The organism is Nocardia sp. NPDC058633 (genome assembly GCF_042717045.1).
Lineage (GTDB): Bacteria > Actinomycetota > Actinomycetes > Mycobacteriales > Mycobacteriaceae > Nocardia.
The window spans coordinates 12,046-28,744 of the sequence record NZ_JBHXRA010000007.1 but is presented as its reverse complement, the minus strand read 5'-3'; the positions used below and the strand labels follow the sequence as shown (position 1 = coordinate 28,744).

Sequence of the window (16,699 nt, the reverse complement as noted above, 5' to 3'; positions counted from 1 at the left end):
CCCTCGAATGCCCTAGCCCTCGGCGGCGAGCTGGCCGCAAGCGGCGGCGATCTCCTGACCGCGGGTATCGCGCACCGTACACGACACGCCCTGGGCGATCACGCGGCGCACGAACTCCTTCTCGACCGGCTTGGGGCTGGCATCCCATTCGCTACCCGGTGTCGGATTGAGCGGGATCAGGTTCACGTGCACGAGCGGGCCGAGTGCCTTGTGCAGCTTCTTGCCGAGCAGGTCCGCCCGCCACGGCTGATCGTTGATATCGCGGATCAGCGCGTACTCGATCGACACGCGGCGCCCGGACTTGTCGGCGTAGTACCGCGCGGCGTCGAGCACCTCGGCGATGGACCAGCGATTGTTCACCGGCACCAGGGTGTCGCGCAGTTCGTCGTCGGGGGTGTGCAACGACACCGCCAAGCGCACCGACATGTCCTCGTCGGCCAGCTTGCGGATCGCGGGCGCGAGACCGACGGTCGACACCGTCACCGATCGCTGCGAGATGCCGAGCCCGTCGGGAGCGGGCGAGGTGATCCGGCGCACCGCGTTCACCACCCGCTTGTAGTTGGCCAGTGGCTCGCCCATCCCCATGAACACGATGTTGGACAGCCGACCCGGACCACCGTGCACCTCACCGTCGCGCAGGGAGGCCGCCGCGGCACGCACCTGGTCGACGATCTCGGCGGTCGACAGGTTGCGGGTGAGCCCCGCCTGCCCGGTCGCGCAGAACGGACACGCCATCCCGCAGCCGGCCTGACTGGAGATGCACAGCGTGTTGCGGTCGGGATAGCGCATGAGAACGCTCTCCAGGAGCGTGCCGTCGTGCGCGCGCCAGAGCGTCTTGCGGGTATCGCCCTCATCGCAGGCGATATTGCGCACCACCGACAGCAGCGGCGGGAACAGCGTTTCGCCGACCTTCTCCCGCACATCGGCGGGCAGATCGGTCATCAGCGCCGGATCGGACTGCAGGCGGCCGTAATACTGACGGGCCAACTGGTCGGCCCGGAACTTCGGCAATCCCAGCTCCTGCACCGCTACCTTGCGTTCGTCCGAGTCGAGATCGGCGAGGTGGCGCGGCGGCATGCCGCGGCGCGGGGCATCGAACACGAGGGGCAGGGAGATGGCCATAGTTTCACCATTGTCCCAAACGCGGCGTGGTGGTTGCCACGCCGGGCAACGTTATCGACAAGATGCGTGCACGAGCCATAGCGTTCGGCAATGATCGATCTATGAGTACACACGCAGAATCCGGTGCGTCACCGGCCGAGCACGACCCGTCGGCGACCGATCTCACCGGCAAGCACAGCAAACCCACCGAACCGGCGCAGCCCGCTGCCAAGCCGGTCCCGGTCCCGCGCGACGCCGTGCACGGATCGCGCACCGGCTATACCTGGATCGCACTGCTGGCCGCCGCCCTGCTCGGCATCGTGCTGCTGATCTTCATCATCCAGAATCTCGACAAGGTCCGTACCAACCTGCTGTTCTGGGACTTCGAGCTGCCGCTGGGTATCACCGTGTTGCTGTCGGTGATCGCGGGTGCGCTGGTGATGGGCCTGGTCGGCGGGGTGCGCATCCTGCAACTGCGGCATGCCGCCAAGAGAACGTCCTGATGCTCAGATCAGCGCGCTGAGCACCAGCCAGGAGACGAAGGCCGAGGGCAGCATCGAGTCGAGGCGGTCCATGATCCCGCCGTGGCCCGGCAGCAGCGTCCCCATGTCCTTGATGCCGAGTTCGCGCTTGATCTGCGACTCGATCAGGTCGCCGATGGTCGCCACCGCCACCAGGCCGACACCGAGCACCACACCGATCATCGAATTGGCCTCGAGCAGCAGGGTGACGGTCAGCAGACCGCCGATCACGCTGAACACCAGCGACCCGCAGAACCCCTCCCACGATTTCTTCGGGCTGATCGCGGGCACCATCGGATGCCTGCCGAACAGCACACCGGCGACATAGCCGCCGACATCGGAGCACACCACCAGAATCATGAACGTGAGAACCCGCAGATTGCCGTCGGGTTCGAGCAGCAGCAGCGTCGAGAAGGCGGCCAGCAACGGAATCCAGGAAAGGGTGAACACGGCGATCGCGGTGTCACGCAGGAAGTTCTTCGGCGCGGTACTGAGCCCGTGATCGAACAAGCGCCACACCATGCACACCAGCGCGGTGGCGGCGAACGCGCCGAGCACCCCGCTCGCCCCCCACGGCCACCCCAGCCAGAACACCGCCTGACCACCCACCAGCAGCGGAATCCGCGGAACCAGCACGTCCGCTTCGCGTAGTCGCTTAGTGACCTCCCAGGTCGCGACGCCGACACCGAGCCCCGCGACCGCGATGAACACCTTCGGGACGAACAGCAGGATCGCGATCAGCGACAGCCCGAGCGTCAGCCCGACAGCCAATGCCGCGGGCAGATTGCGCCCGGCCCGGGAGGCCGGGGCGGGTGGCTGCTCGTCCTGCGGCGTGGCCGCGGTCGCCGACTGCTCGACCTGGTCCGGCATGGGATCCGGTGCCGCCCCGGTGGCGGCGGCGTCTTCGGCCACGATTGTCCCGTCGCTCAACTCGTCGTTCCGTTCATCCCCCGCACGAGCGGGACTGGCGAGATCTGGCGCTCAGACCTCGAGCAGTTCGGCTTCCTTGTGCTTGACCAGCTCGTCGACAGCGGCCACATACTTGGCGGTGGTCTTGTCGAGCTCCTTCTCGGCGCGCCCGACCTCGTCCTCACCCGCTTCGCCATCCTTCTGGATGCGGCCCAGTTCGTCCATCGCCTTGCGGCGGACGTTGCGAATCGAGACCTTGGCGTCCTCGCCCTTGCTCTTGGCCATCTTGACCATCTCGCGGCGACGTTCCTCGGTGAGCTGCGGCACCGAGATACGCAGGATGTCGCCGTTGTTGGTCGGGTTCACGCCGAGGTCGGAGTTGCGGATCGCGTTCTCGATCAGGCCGAGCGTGCTCTGCTCGTACGGCTTGATCACGACCATGCGCGGCTCCGGCACGGTGATGCTCGAAACCTGGGTGATCGGGGTGAGCGAGCCGTAGTACTCGATCAGCACACGGGTGAACATGCCCGGGTTGGCGCGACCGGTCCGGATGCTGCCCAGGTCGTCCTTCGCTACCGTGACAGCCTTGTCCATCTTCTCTTCGGCATCGAAGAGCGCTTCATCAATCACGACCGAATCCTCCACAGCGTCGTCATCGTCATCGTCCGCGGATGCGGGGTCACGACCGAACCAGGGTGCCGATGGGTTCACCGGCGACCGCACGGGCAATATTGCCCTTGATCAACAAATTGAACACCAGCATCGGCATCTGGTTGTCCATGCAGAGACTGAAAGCGGTGGCATCGGCCACTTTCAGGCCCTTTTCGATCACTTCCTTGTGAGTGATCTCGGTGAACATGCTCGCGTCCGGGTCGATGCGCGGGTCGGCGTCGAACACGCCGTCGACCGCTTTCGCCATCAACACCACGTCGGCGCCGATCTCCAGCGCGCGCTGGGCGGCGGTGGTGTCGGTGGAGAAGTAGGGCATGCCCATTCCCGCGCCGAAGATCACGACGCGACCCTTCTCGAGGTGACGCTTGGCGCGTAGCGGCAGGTATGGCTCGGCGACCTGGCCCATCGTGATGGCGGTCTGCACGCGGGTGTCCACGCCCTGCTGCTGCAGGAAATCCTGGAGGGCCAGGCTGTTCATCACGGTGCCGAGCATGCCCATATAGTCCGAACGCGCCCGCTCCATGCCGCGCTCCTCGAGCTCGGCGCCGCGGAAGAAGTTGCCGCCGCCGATCACCACGGCCACCTGCACGCCGGTCTCGACGATCTCGGCGATCTGCTCGGCCACGGTCTGCACGACGTCGGGGTCGAGGCCGACCCCACCACCACCGAACATCTCCCCACCCAGCTTGAGCAGCACCCGGTGGTATCCAGGGCGGTCGTTACCCGGGTCGGTCATGGGTGTCGGTCTCCTTCGGCGAGGTCGAGAGCGGGGCGAGCAGGCGGCATCTATCCTGCCCTATCAGGTTGCGGTCACCCAGAAGTGGGGTCACCTCGATCCACGAGGAAAGCCCCTCCAGCGCGGTCTCGTACCGCGCCGAAGAGGCTTTCCGTGTATTTCAGGCGGATCAGGCCTGGCCGACCTCGAAACGAGCGAAACGCTTCACGTTCACGCCCGCCTCTTCCAGGAGCGCCTTGACGGTCTTCTTGGAGTCGGTGACGGCGGACTGCTCGAGCAGCACGACGTCCTTGAAGAAGCCGTTGACACGGCCTTCGGTGATCTTCGACAGCGCGGCTTCGGGCTTGCCCTCTTCGCGCGCGGTCTCCTCGGCGATGCGACGCTCGGCGTCGACGACGTCGGCGGGCACCTCGTCGCGGGTCAGGTACTTGGCCTTGAGCGCGGCGACCTGCATGCCCGCGGCACGCGCGGCGTCGGCAGCGGCGTCGCCGGTGCCCTCGTACTCCACCAGCACGCCCACGGCGGGCGGCAGGTCCGAAGCACGCTTGTGCAGGTAGGTGGCGACCGGGCCGTCGAAGGACACGACGCGCCGCAGTTCCAGCTTCTCGCCGATCTTGGCCGACAGCGCCTGCACGGCGTCGTCAACGGTGCCGTCGGTCAGCTTGAGCGCCTTGAGAGCGTCCAGGTCGGCAGGCTTGGCCGCGGCGGCCGCGGTCACGATGGCCTCGGCCAGCTGCTGGAACTCGGCGTTCTTGGCGACGAAGTCGGTCTCGCAGTTGATCTCGACCATGACGCCGTCCTTGGCGATGACCAGACCCTCGGCGGTCGCACGCTCGGCACGCTTGCCGACGTCCTTGGCGCCCTTGATGCGCAGCACCTCGACGGCCTTGTCGAAATCGCCGTCGGAGTCGGCCAGCGCGTTCTTGCAGTCCATCATGCCGGAGCCGGTGAGCTCCCGGAGCCGCTTCACATCAGCAGCGGTGTAGTTCGCCATCGGGGGCGAGCCTCCTGTAATTTTGGCGGCTGGCGCCGCGGATTCTCGGCCTGGGAACCTCGAGAATCAAGAAGAGACTTCTCGGCCGTAGGCCATGCAATTTGTTCGGTCTTTACGCCACCTTGCCGACCGCATCTGAATTCAGACGGGCCGGCAAGGTGAACAGTGTGCTACCGGTCAGCTCAGAAGTCTGCCGGGGTGTGCTGTGCCGGGTCGGCCTTGACCTCGGCCTCGGCCGGGGTCTCGGTCTCGACGGCCGGGGCCTCGGTCGCGGCAGCGACATCGGCTTCGGCAGCCGGGGTAGCCGAAGACAGGAGCTCCTGCTCCCACTCGGCCAGCGGCTCGCCTGCGCCGGCTTCGGGCTTCGCGTCGCCGGAAGCCTGGCCCGCGCGGGCCTGCACGCCCTCGGCCACCGCGGAGGCGACGACCTTGGTGAGCAGTGCGGCGGAGCGGATCGCGTCGTCGTTACCCGGGATCGGGTAGTCGACCAGGTCGGGGTCGCAGTTGGTATCCAGGATCGCGATGACCGGGATGTTCAGCTTGCGCGCCTCGCCGACGGCGATGTGCTCCTTGTTGGTATCGACGATCCAGATGGCCGAGGGAACCTTGGCCATGTCACGGATACCGCCGAGGGTGCGGTCCAGCTTGGTCATCTCACGCGTGAGCATGAGGATTTCCTTCTTGGTGCGACCCTCGAAGCCACCGGTCTGCTCCATCGCCTCGAGTTCTTTGAGGCGCTGCAGGCGCTTGTGCACGGTGGAGAAGTTGGTGAGCATGCCACCCAGCCAACGCTGGTTGACGTAGGGCATTCCGACGCGCAGCGCCTCGGAAGCGATCGACTCCTGGGCCTGCTTCTTGGTACCGACGAAGAGGACGGTGCCGCCGTGGGCGACAGTCTCCTTGACGAACTCGTAGGCCTTGTCGATGAAGGTCAGCGTCTGCTGCAGGTCGATGATGTAGATGCCGTTGCGGTCGGTGAAGATGAACCGCTTCATCTTCGGGTTCCACCGACGAGTCTGGTGGCCGAAGTGCGCGCCGCTGTCGAGCAGCTGCTTCATAGTTACGACAGGCATAGCCTTCGTATCTCTCTTTCGTTGCCGGTTGTCGCGGTCGATCGGCGATCGACTGCCCTGGCGCCACCGAAACCGCCGGACCCGATTCGAAGAATCCGGGACCAGCCGACGATTTCCCTGTTCATCCGCTGAAGAACTCGCGCTGACATGCCCTCGCGGGCGTCTGCGTTGCGAGCGACGACCGGATGGACGAGCACGGGTGGCGCGCGAAGTCGGTCCGTGCCGTGCACACGCAATGGCTGCTGAGCACAAACCGCTTGTTCAGTCTACGCGGAGCGGGGCCAGGTCCGAAATCGCCCCTGCGCAACGCCAGCCCATTCGTGGATGAAGCACGCGGTGTCCACATGCCCAGAAGTTGTCCACATTCCCGAAATCGTTGTCCCACTAGGCTTGCGCGGCGCCCAGAGTGGGGGCATGAACACGTTGACACGCGCCCTGATCACCACTTTCCCGCTGCTCTGCGTGGCGGGGGTGGCTGCCGCACCAGCGGCCGCGCATCCGATTCCGGCCGACTCGACGGCACCTGCGTCGGTGGCGCGATCGGCCGAGCCGTCGCCGAATTGCGTCGGCGGCGGGGTCGTGCTCGCCCACCCACCAGCGCGACGGACCACCGACCCCACTTTCCCACCGCAGCGTGCGGCCGCCCCGGGCGCCGCCCCGACAGCGCCGCCACCGACCGCACAGGACGGACCGGTCTCGACAGGCAAACGACCCTCCGGTCTCCCATTCTCCAACCCCCGAGTGACGATTTCTGTGCAGCTTTCACTCGGACCGACACCGGCGGATGCACGAATCGGCGGTCTGCCTACACCTTCGCCTCAACCCACGCCTGATCGCGGGACTGCTGGCTCGTGCTCCCGAATGCCGACCTTGGTGCCCGTCTTCGTGCCACGGCGAGAGCTTGTTCCCATGCCCGTTCCGGTGCAGGTGACGACCCATGACCTCGGTGCCGCCCCTGCCCGACCGCAGAGTGCGGGCGCTCGGTCGGAGATCGAGATCGTGGTGCGGGCCGGGGGCGGGAGCGGGTCGGCGGCGCAACTGCCCGCAGTCCTGCGGGAGATGGTGCGCACGCTGGCAGCGCAGCAGCAAGTGCAGACACCGCGACCGCACCGCTGAGACCTGACCGATGTTCGACATCTACGGCGCCGGACGGAAGCGGCCGACTCATGCTCACCCTCTCGATCGCTCGGAGACCGACGCGGCAGCAGTGCGATCCAGAGCGCCCGACCGTGAATCTCGGCTCCGCGACATCGGCAGGCCCGATGCCGCACAGGCGGGGCGTGCTCGAGTTCCCCGACTCGATCGGTCCCGGGCCGACCCTGCGGTAGTGCGCTGCGGGGCACTCGACCACGATGTGTCGTCTCCCAACCTCGGGAGTTCGCGCCGCGTGGTGCGGCGGGTGCGGGCGATACTCGGACGGGTGCTCGGTGTCGTCTGCCTGGTGGCGATTGTGCTCAGCGGTGCGGTGCCGGCCGACGCGGCCGAATCCGGGCCGTTCGGGTGGCCGTTGCGGCCGCGGCCCACGGTGGAACGCAAGTTCGACAAACCGGAGCGCAATTGGCTGCCGGGGCATCGTGGCGTCGATCTGGCGGGCGCTGCCGGGCAGACGGTGCTGGCGGCGGGTGACGGCATCGTGATGTTCGCAGGAGACGTGGCCGGCAAACCGGTGGTGTCCATCGAGCATCCGGGCGGCTTGCGGACCAGCTACGAGCCGGTGGAGGCGACGGTGACGGTGGGAAGCCGGGTCAGCAGGGGTACGCCGATCGGCACGCTGGTGGCCGGGCACGAGGGGTGTCCGGCCACGGCGTGCCTGCACTGGGGCGCGCGCCGCGAGTTCGGTGCCCACAACCGGCGCGAATACGTCGACCCGCTCGGACTCCTGCACGAGGTACCGGTCCGCCTGAAGCCCTTGGAGCCGTGACGTGACCAACCACTCCACCACCCGGCCCCCGCATCGCCCGGCAGCGGACGAGAATCGAGGCGTGCCCGAGGAAACAGTGCCTTTCACCTACCCCGATGTCGGTGCCACTCGTACCACGTCGCCCGACGGATACCACCGGTTCCGGCACCGGCGGCCGATCGGCTACGGCCGCGACCTGTTCGAGCGCGGGGCCGACCACATTCTCGACTACGGGATGCAGAAGGGTGTGGGCATCTTCCGCCGTGCCGACACCGAAACCGCCCAGCCCGGAACCGAATTGACGGTCTTCCTCGGCCTCGGCCCCCTCGGCATCAGCGCGCCCTGCCGCGTCGTCTACGTCCTCGACGAACCCGACCGCCGCGGCTTCGCCTACGGCACCCTGCCCGGACATCCCGAGGTCGGCGAGGAACTGTTCGCCGTCGAATACGACCCCACCGACGACACGGTCTACGGCCTGGTCACCGCGTTCTCCCAGCCGGGCGCCTGGTACGTCCGCCTCGGCGGTCCCGTCGTCCGCCTGATCCAGCGCTGGTTCGCCCACCGCTACCTGAACACCCTGCCCACCAACAGCTGACGTCGTGACCGGTAAGGCTGGATCTGGTGCACCGACAGCGGGTGGACGGCGTCGCCGCAGTTCGTGTCGAGGGCATCGCGGACCCGGGGGCGTCAGAGCAACGCGGCCAGCGTATCGGCCTCGGCGGTCAACCGATCGCGTCGGTCGAGCGCACCGAGGCGCTCGTATTCGGTTGCCGCGACACGCCTTTCGTCGATTTCACGGCGGACGATCGCTTCGATGTCGACGTCGGTGAGGTCGCGACGACTGGCCTCGGCCGCACCGAGACCGACCGGGCTGTCTTCCATCGCACCGGCTCTCCGTTCACCGAGGTCGACCGCCTCCGCGTTGTCGATCGCGGCCAACGCCGAACGCAGCGCCGAGACCGCACCGAGGTCGCGGGCCTTCATCGCGGGTTTCAACGCGGCGCGCAGCCGCTCACGCAGGGAAGTCACGACCGCCACACTATTTTCTCGAGCGTGGTTCGTCGACCGAGTTCCGCGCCGACGGGGGGTCACGAAGCCACGACAACTCACCCAGGTGAACACCCGCCGTCGGCAGGAGGGCAACCGAACGCCTGATCGCTCACACGGCGTCCGACCTTGTCCCGACGGCCCGGTCCAACCGGGCAGACGGCGGATAGGTCGCCCGTGGTCAGTGACATCGGCACGACGGGCTCCGGTTGGCGACCGTCCTGTCGAGAGCCGACTCGGCTGCTCTACCCGTTGAGCAGCACGGTTACCACGGCGATGAGGGATACGGTCGCGACGGAGAGGGTGGTGGCCCCGACGAATCGGTGGGCCGTGCCCGCACGCCCGCGCTCGAGTGCGCGTCCGCGCGACCAACCGATTCCGGCCAGAAGCAGGGCGACCGCGGCGGCGGCGATCGGGAGTATCCCTGTCGACCGCCCGGCGACGGTCGCCTCGTGGGCGAGGAGCAGGGCGCAGGCGGCCGCCCCGAGGGAGGTGCGCCGCCAGGCCAGGGCGGTGCGCTCCATCGCCAAGGTCGGTGCCGTCACGACAACACCACAGCCACCCAGGCGAGTGCGGCGACCACCGCGACTCCTACGGAGAGAACGGGAACCAGGATGGTTCCCGGCAGCGGCCCCCCGGCGCGCATCGCGAGGTTGACCCGCCGCCAGTGCCGGAAGGCGGCGAGTGCGACGACCAGCGCCATGAGCAGACAGATCACCGAGATGGCACCGGCGAATCCGGCCAAGCGAGTCGGCTGAACCAGGGTGTGCACCGCGACACCGCCGGCGAGCAGCCCGATCGCAGTCCTGATCCACGCCAGAAACGTGCGTTCGTTGGCGAGCGTGAACCGATAGTCGACCTCCTCCTCGCCGTCCCCTGATTCGGCCCCCACCTCGGGCAATGTCACGGCCACCACCTCCTGCCCCCATCATGCGCTACCTCGATCCAACAGCTAGTGACCGTTGCGACCGCGGCGTCCCCTGTTGTCGCCGCTGATCTCGGTGGTGCCGTCCGCGCAGACGCGATCCGGTGCGCTCGGCAAAGCGGTTCTCCGCCCGAGCGGTTCACAGAGCGGCGCTGTACCGGAAGTGAACTCTGCCGGGGCACGGACGCGGGGGGTGACGCCGGATGGAGACCGTTCGAGCTGTCAGGCGCGGGGGTGGGCCTGGTCGTGGACTCGTTTGAGGCGTTCGACGGAGACATGGGTGTAGAGCTGGGTGGTGGCCATGCTGGCGTGGCCGAGCAGTTCCTGGACGACGCGGAGGTCGGCGCCACCTTCGAGGAGGTGGGTGGCGGCGGTGTGGCGCAGGCCGTGGGGGCCCATGTCGGGTGCGCCGGGGATCGCGGCGACGACCTCGTGGACGACGGCGCGAGCCTGGCGCTGGTCGAGGCGTCGACCGCGTTGGCCGAGAAGCAAGGCGCGACCGGAATGGTCGTTGACCAGGGACGGGCGACCGGCCCGAAGCCACGCGTCGAGGGCGGTGTCGGCGGGACCACCGAAGGGCACCGAGCGTTCCTTGTTGCCCTTACCGAGCACGCGCACGAGACGACGCTCCCGATCGATGTCGTCGATGTCGAGACCACACAGCTCGCTCACGCGAATTCCGGTGGCGTACAACATCTCCACGACCAGCCGATCCCGCAGCGCCATCGGGTCCTGCTGCGCCGCGCCGGATTTCGCCGCATCCATAGCCTGTTCGGCCTGGTTGCGGCCGAGAACCGCGGGCAGCACGCGATGCGCTTTCGGGGCCTGCAGACGCAGCCCCGGGTCGATACCGAGGCGCCCTGTCTCGGTCAACCAGGCGGTGAAAGTCCTTGCCGCCGATGCCCGCCGAGCCAGGGTCGTGCGCGCCACCCCCGCCGCCGCGAGCTCTGCCAACCACGACCGCAACAACGGCAGATCCAGCTCCCGCACCGCCGAATCCGCCGACCGCGCGTACAGATGCTCGAGCAACGACCGCACGTCTCCCAGGTACGCCCGCACCGTGTGCGCCGACCGATTGCGCCCCAACCGCAGATGCCGACCGAACTCGGTGAGCAACGCGGTCAAGTCGTCAGGCAACACATCCATGACCCCACCGTCACCCTTCCCCGTCCGCCGTGCAACCCACCACGCCGCCCTGGTGGCGAGCCGCTCATGCAGCGCCACTCGCGCACCTCACCCGCCAGCCGTCGAAGGTCGAGAGCGACGTCGTCGCCGTGGTGTTCGAGCCACACCTCGAACAGCCCGACTCGCTGAACCATCTCGTCGTCGCTCAGGTGGTTCGCTCCGTCGTCAGTTCGCCCGTCGACTGGATGTCCGAAACCACCCGTCGGAGTCGCAGCCGACCAGTTCGGCCAGTTCCAGGCTGGGCAGGACTGCTCGGACGGTGGCCAGGTCCAGGCCGGACTGTTGGGACAGTTCTCGGGGAAGGCGCGAGCCGATGGTGGGTAGCGCCGCGTAGATGTCGGCTTCGGCGCCGCGCAGGTGAGCGGCGGGATCCGATGGGGTGCCCTCGGCGACCGGGAGACGCAGCGGCCCCGCTTCGTCGACGATGTCCTCGGCGCGGGTCACCAGGAGCGCTTCGCCGTCCCTGATCATTCGATGGCAGCCGACCGAGGACGCCGACCCGACGGGTCCGGGAACAGCCATGGCGGGTCGGCCCAGCCTCCGGGCCCATTTCACGGTGTTGCGGGCACCGCTGCGCACTCCCGCCTCCACCACCAGCACGCCGTCCCCCAGCGTCGCGATCAACCGGTTGCGCGCCAGGAACTGATGCTTCTGCGCCGAGATTCCCGGCGGGTATTCGCTGACGACGAGACCGCTTTCGGCGATGGCGGCCAGCAGGCGATCGTGCTGAGCCGGATACGGACGGTCGACACCGCAGGCGAGAACCGCCACGGTGGGTCCCCCGACGGCGAGTGCCGCCCTGTGTGCCGCCGCATCGATGCCGAAGGCCGCGCCGGAGACGATCGTCCACCCCCGACCGGCCAAGTCGCACGCGATCTCGCTCGCTACCTGCAATCCGTAGCCGCTGCTACAACGCGAACCGACCACCGCGACAGCACGTTCGGACGCGGTATGCAGCGAGAGGGGACCTCGTGCCCACAGCACCAGCGGGACGGCCGCCTCGCGGTCGCGCTCGGTGTCGAGTTGGTCGAGACCGAGCATCCGCCAGCCGGGCCACTCCTCGTCATCGGGAGTGATCACTCGCCCGCCCAAGCGCGCGATGGTGTCCAAATCTTGTGCTGCCGAGTCGATCTCGCGACGCATGGCGGTGGGGCCGCGCAACGCCGCGGGCAACTCGTGCTCGCGGACAGCACGGGCCGCCTCGCACACCCCTACCGAGGCGATCAGTGCCGACAGCGGTGCACACGGCCCCTGCACCACCCGCGACAGATACACCCAGGCGAGCCTGCGTTCGTCCGGATCACCGTCGAGATCCACCACATCACCGACCGCACGCAACTGGCTCATTGGGCGCTCCGCTGCCGGAAATTCAATGACGACATCACATCCTGGACGGTGGGCAGCTCGCCTTCGCGCAGATCGCAGACGGTCCAGGCGACCCGAATCGCCCGGTCGGCGCCACGCGCCGACATTCGCCCCAGCCGCAACGCCGTCTCGATCGGCGCGATCGATTCCCTCGGCAACGTGTGGCGCTTGCGCAGGACGTGGCCCGGCACTTCGGCATTGGTCGTCCACCCGTCCTCGCTCCATCGCTGCGCGGCGCGGGCTCTCGCTCGGGCGACCCGGGCCGCCACGGTGGCGCTGCTCTCGGCCTGTTCGTCGTCGAACGTCGCACCGGCCTGGCCGTGCATCTGGACCCAGATATCGATGCGATCGAGCAACGGCCCCGACAGTTTGCCCAGGTAGCGGCGTCGTGCCAGTGGCGCGCAGATGCAGTCCACATCGCGCGCCGGAGCACAGGGGCAGGGATTGGCCGCCAACACGAGTTGGAATCGAGCCGGATACCGGGCAACCCCGTCGCGTCGGGCGATGCGCACCTCCCCCTCCTCGAGCGGAGTCCGCAGTGCCTCCAGGACCTTGGTGCCGAGCTCGGCGCATTCGTCGAGGAACAGCACCCCGCGATGGGCCCGGCTCACCGCGCCGGGACGAGCCAGGCCGGAACCACCGCCGATCATGGCGGTCACCGATGTCGAATGATGCGGCGCCACAAAGGGAGCCGTGGTGAGCAACGGCTGCTCGGCCGACAGTGATCCCGCCATCGAGTGGATCGCGGTCACCTCCAGGGATTCCGCCTCCGACAGCGGTGGCAGCAGCCCCGGAAGACGTTGCGCCAACATTGTTTTGCCGATCCCCGGTGGGCCGGTGAGCAGCAGATGGTGCCCGCCGGCTGCCGCGACCTCCAACGCCCAGCGCGCCTCGTCCTGTCCGACCACGTCACTGAGGTCACCGCACGGCGTCTGCGTCCCCGGCACGACACCGTCGGGTTCCAACAGCGTGCCTTCCCCGCGCAGCCACGCCACGACGGCCCGCAGACTCGTGGCCCCGAGGACCTCGATCCCCTCGACCAGCCCCGCTTCGGCGATCGCCTCGGCCGGCACGACCACCGTGGGCAGCCCGGCCGCACGCGCCGCGATCACCGCGGGCAACACCCCGCGCACCCGCCGAACGCGACCGTCGAGCGCCAATTCCCCCAGCAGCGCCGTCTTCGCCAGCCGTTCGCCAGGTACCGCCTTGGAGGCATCGAGCACGGACACGGCGAGCGCGAGGTCGTAAACACTGCCTACTTTCGGCAGCGTCGCAGGCGAGAGGGCGAGGGTCACCCGCCCGTCCGGCCACTTCTCCCCGGTATTGGCCACCGCCGAGCGCACCCGATTGCGCGATTCCTGCAGCGCGGTATCGGGCAGACCGACGAGGTTCACCGAGGGCAGACCCTGACCGATATCGGCCTCGATCTCCACCAACTGCCCGTCGACCCCGGTCACCGCCACCGACAACGCCCGCCCGAGTGCCATCAGAACGCCGCGGTCAGATGATCGATGACCGGACCGCGCCCGCGGGGAACCATGACCGACACCACGTCGAAGCGAATCCGCCGCCACGGCCCGTCCTGCTCGGCCAGCCACAGTAGTGCCAGCCGCCGAATCCGCTGCTGCTTGGTGAAGGTGACAGCCTCGGCCGGAGTGCCGAACCCCAGCCCGGAGCGCGTCTTCACCTCGACGAACACGGTGATCGACGGGTCCTGGACGATCAGGTCCAGCTCACCGTAGCGACACCGCCAATTGCGAGCGACGATCTCCATCCCCGCCTCGCACAGATACTGCGCGGCCAGCTTCTCCCCGTATGCGCCGAGCGCCTGTTTGTGTGCCATGGGCCAAAGCATGGCCACAGACCTCCACCGGGCGATCCGCGCGACCTGGGCAAACAGAAAACCTGGGGATAACCGCGCCCCTGTGGACAACTACTCCGGCAGGCGCAGGTCCGGCTTCTCCAGCTCCTCGATGTTCACGTCCTTGAACGTGATCACCCGAACGTGCTTGACGAACCGCGCCGGGCGGTACATGTCCCATACCCACGCATCGCTCATCCGCACTTCGAAATACACCTCGCCGTCGGCGTTCTGTGGCCGCAGTTCGACAGAATTGGCCAGGTAGAAGCGCCGTTCGGTCTCCACCACGTACGAGAACTGGCCGACGATGTCCTTGTACTCGCGGTACAACGACAGTTCCATCTCGGTTTCGTACTTCTCGAGGTCCTCAGCACTCATCGGGTGGGACGTCCTCCTGCTAGCAGCGCCGCGTTCATTGGTCACATCATCGCGCATGTGCCCTGCGAGTAGCCACTCGGCTACCTCCGGGCACCTCGAGTTCACGCACATTCCGCCAGGAACGGCGGTGTTCGGTACTGGGTCCGAGCTGCCGCAGGGCGGCGGTGTGCTCGGGCGTGTTGTAGCCCTTGTGCGCGGCGAAACCGTATCCGGGCAGCTGCGCGTCGAGGTCGACCATCATCCGGTCCCTGGTCACCTTCGCCAGAATGCTCGCGGCGGCGATGCAGGCCGCGGTGCCGTCGCCACCGATCACCGGAAGCGACGGGGCGGGCAGGCCGGGGACCTTGAATCCGTCGGTCAGGATGTAACCGGGAGTGCGTTCGAGGCCGGCGACGGCACGGCGCATGCCCTCGATGTTGGCGACGTGGATGCCGATCGAGTCGATCTCCCACGCGGGCACCACGACGACGCTCCAGGCCAGCGCCAACCGCTGAACCACCGGGAACAGCTCCTCACGAGCCGCCTCCGTGAGTTTCTTTGAGTCGTCGAGCCCGGCCAGCTTGTCGTAGGCCTTGGGCGCCAGCAGGCACGCGGCGACCACCAGCGGGCCCGCGCAAGGTCCGCGCCCCGCCTCGTCGACACCGGCCACCGGCGCGAGGCCACCCCGGACTAGCGCTGCCTCGAGCGTGCGTAGTCCGCCCGCCCGGCGCATCACCATCCGCGGCGGCCAGCTGGTCCGATCCTGCCCCACAGTTCGATTGTCCCGTCGCGTCAGTTCTCCTGGGCGTTCCGGGTGCGCCCTCGACCCGGAACCCCCGTCCTCACCGTGTCAGTTCTCTTGGGCGTTCTGCGTCTTGACCGGGCCCATCCGGTTCGGCGGCCAGATCTTGAACACCGTCTTGCCGCGGACGTTGTCCGCGGGCACCGTGCCCTGCAGATCGTCGCTGACGTGGGCGCGCGAATCAGCCGACTCGTTGCGGTTGTCGCCCATCACCCAGAGATTGCCCTCCGGCACCTTCACCGGGCCGAACACCCGACCCGCCGGGTACACGGCGTTGGGACGGTCGGTGAACCAGGGGTAGTCCTTCTTGATGTACGGCTCGTCGAGCGGTTTTCCGTCGACCAGCACGCGCCCTTGCGGGTCGCAACACTGCACGGTCTGCCCGCCGACCGCGATGACGCGCTTGACCAGATCGTTCTCGTCCGGCGGGACCAGCCCGAAGTAGGACAGGAAGTTCTGGATCCCGCGCACGACGGAGTTGTCGGAGCGCACCGACTTGTAGTGCCCGTTCCACGACGGCGGTCCGACGAAGACCACCACGTCGCCCGGCCCGGGTTCGGAGCCGTAATAGCTGATCTTCTGCACATAGATGCGATCGCCGATCAGCAGCGTGTTCTCCATCGACTGCGAGGGGATCACATACGGTCGCCCGACGAAAGTGACCATCAGCGCGGCGATCACCGCCGCGATCACGATCAGGATCGGCAACTCCTGCCAGAACGGGCGCTGCTTCTTGTCGCCGCGCTTTTTTCCGCGCCGTCCACCTTCGTCATCCGAATCGGACACCGACACCGACCCACTTTCGTCTGCCACGCCGAACAGAGTAGCCCGGCACCCCGACGTGAGTCGGGTACCGGGCTACCTGAAGAAATTTGGTACTGCGAAGTGCTACTGCGAGATCAGCGCTTTTCCTTGATCTTGGCAGCCTTGCCGCGCAGGTCGCGCAGGTAGTACAGCTTGGCGCGACGCACGTCACCACGGGTCACGACATCGATGTGGTCGATGTTGGGGCTGTGCACGGGGAAGGTGCGCTCGACACCGACGCCGAAGGACACCTTGCGGACCGTGAAGGTCTCGCCGATGCCGCCGCCATGACGCCGGATCACGACGCCCTTGAAGACCTGGATGCGCTCCTTCGAGCCTTCGATGACCTTCACGTGCACGTTCAGGGTGTCGCCCGGACGGAAGTCGGGGACATCGCTACGCAGCGACTTCTCGTCGACGAAATCAAGGGTGTTCATTTTCCACCTT

General features: G+C 67.7%; 21 protein-coding genes. 4 read left to right on the top strand and 17 right to left on the bottom strand.

Annotation, left to right across the window (positions count from 1 at the left end; translation table 11 throughout):
• Window positions 1–12: 12 nt before the first annotated feature.
• Window positions 13–1,122 (bottom strand): 23S rRNA (adenine(2503)-C(2))-methyltransferase RlmN, encoded by a 1,110-nt coding sequence (rlmN, locus tag ACFWUR_RS10635; RefSeq protein ID WP_378905136.1) that lies wholly within the window; start codon window positions 1,120–1,122, stop codon window positions 13–15.
• Between the two features lie 101 nt (window positions 1,123–1,223).
• Here rlmN and ACFWUR_RS10630 point away from each other — a divergent pair, with 101 nt between their 5' ends.
• Entirely contained in the window at window positions 1,224–1,604 is a 381-nt protein-coding gene (locus tag ACFWUR_RS10630; RefSeq protein WP_378905133.1) for a lipopolysaccharide assembly LapA domain-containing protein, read from the top strand.
• Window positions 1,605–1,607: 3 nt separating this feature from the next.
• On the opposite strand, the gene ACFWUR_RS10625 is transcribed toward ACFWUR_RS10630, so the two are convergent.
• From ACFWUR_RS10625 to rpsB, 5 genes are all read right to left on the bottom strand, one after another.
• The gene (locus tag ACFWUR_RS10625) at window positions 1,608–2,492 is read right to left on the bottom strand and encodes a phosphatidate cytidylyltransferase (RefSeq protein ID WP_378905781.1); all 885 of its coding nucleotides are present in this window, start codon (window positions 2,490–2,492) and stop codon (window positions 1,608–1,610) included.
• A gap of 111 nt (window positions 2,493–2,603) precedes the next feature.
• Entirely contained in the window at window positions 2,604–3,161 is a 558-nt protein-coding gene (gene frr / locus ACFWUR_RS10620) for a ribosome recycling factor (protein ID WP_378905130.1), read from the bottom strand.
• Window positions 3,162–3,210: 49 nt separating this feature from the next.
• Window positions 3,211–3,939 carry a UMP kinase gene (pyrH, locus tag ACFWUR_RS10615; RefSeq protein WP_378905127.1) on the bottom strand — a complete coding sequence of 243 codons (729 nt, stop codon included), beginning with the start codon at window positions 3,937–3,939 and terminating at the stop codon, window positions 3,211–3,213.
• 169 nt (window positions 3,940–4,108) lie between these two features.
• On the bottom strand, window positions 4,109–4,933 hold the full coding sequence (gene tsf, locus ACFWUR_RS10610; protein ID WP_378905124.1) for a translation elongation factor Ts: 825 nt from the start codon (window positions 4,931–4,933) through the stop codon (window positions 4,109–4,111).
• Between the two features lie 182 nt (window positions 4,934–5,115).
• The gene (rpsB, locus tag ACFWUR_RS10605; protein ID WP_378905121.1) at window positions 5,116–6,006 is read right to left on the bottom strand and encodes a 30S ribosomal protein S2; all 891 of its coding nucleotides are present in this window, start codon (window positions 6,004–6,006) and stop codon (window positions 5,116–5,118) included.
• A 909-nt stretch (window positions 6,007–6,915) separates the two neighbouring features.
• Between rpsB and ACFWUR_RS10600 the strand changes: the two genes are divergently transcribed.
• The 3 genes from ACFWUR_RS10600 (at window position 6,916) to ACFWUR_RS10590 (ending at window position 8,501) form a co-directional block, all read left to right on the top strand.
• The gene (locus ACFWUR_RS10600) at window positions 6,916–7,122 is read left to right on the top strand and encodes a hypothetical protein (RefSeq protein WP_378905118.1); all 207 of its coding nucleotides are present in this window, start codon (window positions 6,916–6,918) and stop codon (window positions 7,120–7,122) included.
• A gap of 304 nt (window positions 7,123–7,426) precedes the next feature.
• On the top strand, window positions 7,427–7,927 hold the full coding sequence (locus tag ACFWUR_RS10595) for a M23 family metallopeptidase (protein WP_378905779.1): 501 nt from the start codon (window positions 7,427–7,429) through the stop codon (window positions 7,925–7,927).
• A 61-nt stretch (window positions 7,928–7,988) separates the two neighbouring features.
• A complete protein-coding gene (locus tag ACFWUR_RS10590; protein WP_378905777.1) occupies window positions 7,989–8,501 on the top strand; it encodes a DUF1990 family protein in 513 nt (170 codons plus the stop codon).
• A gap of 92 nt (window positions 8,502–8,593) precedes the next feature.
• Here ACFWUR_RS10590 and ACFWUR_RS10585 read toward each other — a convergent pair whose 3' ends face one another.
• The 11 genes from ACFWUR_RS10585 to rplS all read right to left on the bottom strand — a co-directional run bounded on the left by ACFWUR_RS10585 (window position 8,594) and on the right by rplS (window position 16,689).
• Window positions 8,594–8,935 (bottom strand): hypothetical protein, encoded by a 342-nt coding sequence (locus ACFWUR_RS10585; protein ID WP_378905115.1) that lies wholly within the window; start codon window positions 8,933–8,935, stop codon window positions 8,594–8,596.
• A gap of 263 nt (window positions 8,936–9,198) precedes the next feature.
• Window positions 9,199–9,498 carry a DUF202 domain-containing protein gene (locus ACFWUR_RS10580; protein ID WP_378905112.1) on the bottom strand — a complete coding sequence of 100 codons (300 nt, stop codon included), beginning with the start codon at window positions 9,496–9,498 and terminating at the stop codon, window positions 9,199–9,201.
• Window positions 9,495–9,860: a YidH family protein gene (locus ACFWUR_RS10575; protein ID WP_378905109.1), complete on the bottom strand. Its 366-nt coding sequence runs from the start codon at window positions 9,858–9,860 to the stop codon at window positions 9,495–9,497. The genes ACFWUR_RS10580 and ACFWUR_RS10575 overlap by 4 nt, the downstream gene beginning before the upstream one ends.
• A 240-nt stretch (window positions 9,861–10,100) precedes the next feature.
• The gene (locus ACFWUR_RS10570; protein ID WP_378905106.1) at window positions 10,101–11,024 is read right to left on the bottom strand and encodes a tyrosine recombinase XerC; all 924 of its coding nucleotides are present in this window, start codon (window positions 11,022–11,024) and stop codon (window positions 10,101–10,103) included.
• A gap of 204 nt (window positions 11,025–11,228) precedes the next feature.
• A complete protein-coding gene (gene dprA / locus ACFWUR_RS10565; protein WP_378905103.1) occupies window positions 11,229–12,410 on the bottom strand; it encodes a DNA-processing protein DprA in 1,182 nt (393 codons plus the stop codon).
• Entirely contained in the window at window positions 12,407–13,915 is a 1,509-nt protein-coding gene (locus ACFWUR_RS10560; protein WP_378905100.1) for a YifB family Mg chelatase-like AAA ATPase, read from the bottom strand. The genes dprA and ACFWUR_RS10560 overlap by 4 nt, the downstream gene beginning before the upstream one ends.
• Window positions 13,915–14,271: a YraN family protein gene (locus tag ACFWUR_RS10555; RefSeq protein WP_378905097.1), complete on the bottom strand. Its 357-nt coding sequence runs from the start codon at window positions 14,269–14,271 to the stop codon at window positions 13,915–13,917. The genes ACFWUR_RS10560 and ACFWUR_RS10555 overlap by 1 nt, the downstream gene beginning before the upstream one ends.
• Window positions 14,272–14,361: 90 nt before the next feature.
• Window positions 14,362–14,667, bottom strand: a complete 306-nt coding sequence (locus ACFWUR_RS10550) for a DUF2469 domain-containing protein (protein ID WP_011210678.1) — start codon at window positions 14,665–14,667, stop codon at window positions 14,362–14,364.
• 46 nt (window positions 14,668–14,713) lie between these two features.
• On the bottom strand, window positions 14,714–15,418 hold the full coding sequence (locus tag ACFWUR_RS10545) for a ribonuclease HII (RefSeq protein WP_378905094.1): 705 nt from the start codon (window positions 15,416–15,418) through the stop codon (window positions 14,714–14,716).
• 78 nt (window positions 15,419–15,496) lie between these two features.
• Window positions 15,497–16,240: a signal peptidase I gene (lepB, locus tag ACFWUR_RS10540; RefSeq protein WP_378905775.1), complete on the bottom strand. Its 744-nt coding sequence runs from the start codon at window positions 16,238–16,240 to the stop codon at window positions 15,497–15,499.
• Window positions 16,241–16,347: 107 nt separating this feature from the next.
• Entirely contained in the window at window positions 16,348–16,689 is a 342-nt protein-coding gene (gene rplS / locus ACFWUR_RS10535) for a 50S ribosomal protein L19 (protein ID WP_071929278.1), read from the bottom strand.
• Between the last annotated feature and the right edge of the window lie 10 nt (window positions 16,690–16,699).